Source organism: Corallococcus praedator, from assembly GCF_003612125.1.
GTDB lineage: Bacteria > Myxococcota > Myxococcia > Myxococcales > Myxococcaceae > Corallococcus > Corallococcus praedator.
The window spans coordinates 1-4,057 of record NZ_RAWI01000595.1 but is presented as its reverse complement, the minus strand read 5'-3'; the positions used below and the strand labels follow the sequence as shown (position 1 = coordinate 4,057).

The 4,057-nt window shown below is 68.3% G+C and carries 4 protein-coding genes; all 4 read right to left on the bottom strand.

The window, feature by feature from the left end; genetic code table 11:
- Positions 1–51: 51 nt before the first annotated feature.
- Positions 52–855 carry a tetratricopeptide repeat protein gene (locus D7Y13_RS39390; RefSeq protein ID WP_120538146.1) on the bottom strand — a complete coding sequence of 268 codons (804 nt, stop codon included), beginning with the start codon at positions 853–855 and terminating at the stop codon, positions 52–54.
- Positions 856–951: 96 nt separating this feature from the next.
- Positions 952–2,358: a ribosome biogenesis GTPase Der gene (gene der / locus D7Y13_RS39385; RefSeq protein ID WP_120538145.1), complete on the bottom strand. Its 1,407-nt coding sequence runs from the start codon at positions 2,356–2,358 to the stop codon at positions 952–954.
- A gap of 73 nt (positions 2,359–2,431) precedes the next feature.
- Complete coding sequence (gene era / locus D7Y13_RS39380) at positions 2,432–3,385, bottom strand: GTPase Era (protein WP_120538144.1); 954 nt, start codon at positions 3,383–3,385, stop codon at positions 2,432–2,434.
- A 92-nt stretch (positions 3,386–3,477) separates the two neighbouring features.
- A partial coding sequence (locus D7Y13_RS39375) for a peptidylprolyl isomerase (protein WP_279637173.1) occupies positions 3,478–4,057 on the bottom strand: 580 nt, incomplete at its 5' end.

The following is a 4,057-nucleotide window of genomic DNA, read 5'->3' as shown; positions in this document are numbered from 1 at the left end:
CACCCCCACCCACTGCTTCCACCGAGCGCGCCGCATGGTCATAGCGGAGGGTTACCCCGCATCCGGCGTGGCGGCGGCCGGCGGCGGCGCCGGCGTGGGCACCTTCACGCCTTCGGAGGCCAGCACCGCCATGCGCTCGGTGGCCTGACGGGCCGCGGCGCTGTTCGGGTGGTCGGTGGGGATCTTCGACAGCACCTGCGCGGCGTCGTCCTTCTTGCCCTGAAGGATCAGCATGCGCGCCTTGTGGTACTGGCCCATGCCGGCCAGGTACTCGCCCGCGTCCGCCTTCTCCATCTGTTCGAAGGAGGTGATGGCGTTGGCGAAGTCACCCTTGGCCTCATAGGCGTAGCCCTGACCCTCCAGGGCGCCCGCGCGCAGGGCGTCGTTCTCCGGCACGCCCTTGAGGAACGTGGCCAGGGACGCCAGCGAGTCGTCGTACCTGCCCAGCCGGAACTCGGCCTTCGCCTGCGCCAGGGCCGCCGTCGTGGCCGCGCGCGTGCCGTCGTGCTCCTTGCGGAAGGCCGACAGCGAGCGGACGATCTCCTCGTCCCGGGCCTGCACCGTCGCGAACGGGGGCTCCGTGGACGTGGGGTCCGCGGGGTCCACGCCCGTCACGGGGCGATCCAGCACGGTGAGCGTCTGGCCGAACTGCATGGAGGCCGTCTCCTCGCCGCGCTTGGAGACCTCGCTGGCGATGGCGGCACCCACCGCGCCCAGCACCAGGACACCGGCACCGATGGCGAGGAACTTCTGGCGCTGCATCAGCCAGTCGCGCGCGTCCGCTCCCGCCTTCTGGAAGGCGTCCGGCTGACGAAGCTCCTGCTGGCGAATCTTCTCGGTCTTCTGCTGGGCCACGGTGAGGGGACCTCTCTCGGCTCGACGGTGCTCTTCGCTTGCGAAAGCGGCGCACTGTAAAGAGCGCCCGCTGGGAGTGTCAACGAACGTGCGCGGTCAGTCGCGCCCCGCCCGCTTCCCGCCCTTGCCCTTGTTGGCCAGGTTCGGGTTCTTGCGCGCCTCGCGCTTGGCCTTGCCCGGGCGCTCGCGGAAGAGCAGCCGGATGGGAACGCGCAGATCGAACGTCTTGCGGATCTGGTTGGTGATGTAGCGCTTGTACATGTCCGGCACGCCTTCCGGCGCGTTGCACGTGAGCGCGAACGTCGGCGGCGCCGCCGCCACCTGGGCGATGTAGTACAGGCGCAGCGGCTTGCTCTTCACGATGGGCGCCGGGTTGTTGTCCACCATGTAGTCCAGCAGCCGGTTGAGCTGCGGCGTGGGGGCCCGGAAGCGGAACTGCTTGGCCAGCTCCACCGCCACGTCCACCACCTTCTCCACCTTGGAGCCATGGAGGGCGGACGTGAAGATGACCGGCGCGTAGCCCACGAACTTCAGGGCGATCTTCAGGTCGTCACGGAACGCGTCCTGCTTGCGCTTGTCCTCCGCGATGAGGTCCCACTTGTTCACCACGATGACCAGCGCGCGGCCGCGGTCCATGGACAGGCCCGCCAGCTTCGCGTCCTGATCCACGGCCGGTTCGGTGGCGTCCATCAGGAGCACCGCCACGTCGCTGCGCTCCAGCACCTTGAGCGCCGCGATGACGGAGTACTGCTCCACCTGGTGCGCGATGGTCTTCTTGCGCCGGATGCCCGCGGTGTCCGTGAGGATGAGCTCGTTGCCCTTGTACGTCACCTCGGAGTCGATGGGGTCGCGCGTGGTGCCAGCGATCTCGCTGACGACGACGCGCTTCTCCTTGAGGATGGCGTTGACCAGGGTGCTCTTGCCCACGTTGGGCCGGCCGATGATGGCGACGCGGATCTTCCCGTCGTCGGGGGGCGCCTCGGCGTCCTCGCCCTCCACCTTCGGGGCGAGCTTCGCCACGACGGAGTCCATCAGGCTGCCCATGCCCAGGTTGTGCTCGGCGGAGATGCCCTGCACGTCGCCCAGGCCCAGGCGGAAGAACTCGCCCGCCAGCGACTGCATCAGCCCCGTCTCATTGTCGAGCTTGTTGGCCGCGACGACCACGGGCTTGCCGCTCTTGCGCAGGTAGTTGGCGACGGCCTCGTCCGCGGTGGACATGCCCACGCGGGCGTCGACGACGAAGATGATGACGTCGCACTCCTCCACGGCGAACTGCGCCTGCTCGCGCACCTGCTTGAGCAGCGAGTCCTTCTCACCGGGGACGAAGCCGCCCGTGTCGATGAGCGTGAAGATCCGGCCTTCCCAGTCCGCGTCGGCGTAGTGCCGGTCGCGGGTGACGCCCGGCTCGTCCTGCACGAGCGCGACGCGGCGGCCCACCAGGCGGTTGAACAGCGTGCTCTTGCCCACGTTGGGGCGACCGACAATGGCGACCAGCGGCTTCATGGAGTCTCTTTCGACAGCGACGGCAACAACGGCGACAACAAGAACGGCGACCACACGAACGACGACGGCCGCATCACTCGTAACCCAGCTTCCGCAGGCCCGCGGCGCGCTCGCTCCACCGGGCCTCCACGCGCACGCGCAGGTCCAGGTACACGTGCGCGCCCAGCAGGCGCTGCACCGACTTGCGAGCGTCCGTGCCAATGAGCTTCAGCATCTGCCCCTGCTTGCCAATCAGGATGGCCTTCTGGCTGTCGCGCTCCACGTAGATGGACGCCGCGATGCGGATGAGGCCGCCCAGCTGGCCCGGGGGCGTGCCGGGGCGCGGCTCGCGCTCGGATTCGTCGAACACGTCCACCAGCACCGCGGTGGAGTATGGAATCTCCTGCCGGCAGTGCCGCAGCACCTGCTCGCGGATGTACTCGGCCACCAGCACGCGCTCCTGCTGGTCGGTGAGCATGTCCTCTGCGAAGAGCGGCTCGCCCTCCGGCAGGTGTCCCAGCACCACCTGGAACAGGTGCTCCACGCCGTCTTTTTCCCGGGCGGAGATGGGCACCACCTCCGCGAAGGGGAACTGCTCGCCGTACAGCGAGATCAGCGGCAGGAGCTTCTCCTTCGGGATGGCGTCGATCTTGTTGATGACCAGGAAGGTGGGCTTGCCCACCTTCTGCAGCCGCTCGAGGATGGCGCGGTTGCCCGGCGTCACGTCGATGGTTTCACCGGCCGGCGGCTCGATGAGGAAGAGGACCAGGTCCACTTCCTCGGCCGCGGAGAGGGCGGCCTCCACCATGTAGCGGTTGAGCTCTCCCTTGGCCTGGTGGATGCCGGGCGTGTCGAGGAAGGCCACCTGCCCCTCCGGACGCGTCACCACGCCCAGGATGCGGTTGCGGGTGGTCTGCGGCTTGGGCGAGACGATGGCGATCTTCTCGCCCGTGAGCGCGTTGAGCAACGTGCTCTTGCCCACGTTGGGCCGGCCGATGAGCGCGGCGAAGCCGGCGCGAGGTTTCTTCTGCGAGGACTGGGAGGCCATACTTCCGGAGATGATCAGTGGGCCTTCCGACTGCTGCGGGAAGGCCCCGGGGAAACGACGGTACCGCGAAGAACGGGGCGACGAGGGGCTGCTTAGGGCCGCGCCGTGGAGATGGTCAACGTCTGGATGCGCACGTCCCGGCGGGGACGGTCGTTCGAGTCCTTGGGAAGCTCGTTGGCGATGCGGTCCACCACGTCCTGCCCTTCCACCACCTCGCCGAAGATGGTGTGTCGGTTGTTGAGGTGGGGGGTGGGTGCCGCGGTGATGAAGAACTGACTGCCGTTGGTGTTGGGGCCCGTGTTGCCCATGGCCAGAACACCCTTCTTGTCGAAACGCCGGTCGCTCAGGAACTCATCCTCGAACCGGAAGCCGGGCCCGCCGTTGCCACGGCTGCTCGGATCCCCGCCCTGGATCATGAAGTCCTTGATGCACCGGAAGATGAGCGTCCCGTCGTAGAGCGGGCGGCCGTGCATGACCGCGCTGGTGATGGGGTGCTTCCACTCCTTCTCGCCCGTGGCGAGCCCAACGAAGTTCTCCACCGTCTTCGGCGCATCCCGGGAGAACAGGCGCACGACGATGCGGCCCTCGGTCGTGTCCAGGGTGCCGTACAGGTCCTCGCCCTTCTGGGCCAGCGCCATGAAGCTCACGGCGCGGGGCTCGGGGCGACGGGGG

Bases quoted from the DNA above. Each gene is read 5' to 3' on its own strand.
- der (WP_120538145.1), bottom strand. From the start codon at position 2,358: ATGAAGCCGCTGGTCGCCATTGTCGGTCGCCCCAACGTGGGCAAGAGC.
- era (WP_120538144.1), bottom strand. From the start codon at position 3,385: ATGGCCTCCCAGTCCTCGCAGAAGAAACCTCGCGCCGGCTTCGCCGCG.